1 protein-coding gene is annotated in these 484 nt (G+C 66.1%); it reads left to right on the plus strand.

Annotated features, from left to right (window positions below; genetic code table 11):
• The coding region (locus tag CWM66_RS28365) for a sorbosone dehydrogenase family protein (protein ID WP_199200090.1) at positions 1-484 on the plus strand (484 nt) is incomplete at both ends.

Genomic DNA, 484 nt, shown 5'->3' on the forward strand with positions numbered 1-484 from the left:
GATGGCCTCGATGATGCAAAAGGCCGGCGCGGCCACGCCCAGCGCCGACCGCATCACCCTGCTGCGCGACGCCGACGGCGATGGCGTGGCCGAGATCCGCACCCAGTTCCTCTCCGGCCTGTATTCCCCCTTTGGCATGGCGCTGGTGGGTGACCGCTTCTATGTCGCCAATGCGGACGCGCTGGTGAGCTTCCCTTACAAGCCGGGCGATACCCATATCACCGCGGCGCCGAAGTTCATCGCCAACCTGCCGGGCGGGATCAACCATCACTGGACCAAGTCGCTGGTGGCAAATGCCGACGGGAGCCGGCTGTACGTGGGTGTTGGCTCCAACAGCAACGTCGCCGAGAAGGGCATGGATGCCGAGTTGAATCGCGCGGCCGTGCTGGAAGTAGACCCGAGCAGTGGCAGCACGCGCGTGTATGCCAGCGGCCTGCGCAATCCGGTGGGCATGGCGTGGGAGCCGGCAAAGCAGGCGTTGTGG

The sequence above is a fragment of the Kosakonia sp. H7A genome (assembly GCF_003028445.1).
Classification (GTDB): Bacteria; Pseudomonadota; Gammaproteobacteria; order Enterobacterales; family Enterobacteriaceae; genus Kosakonia; species Kosakonia radicincitans.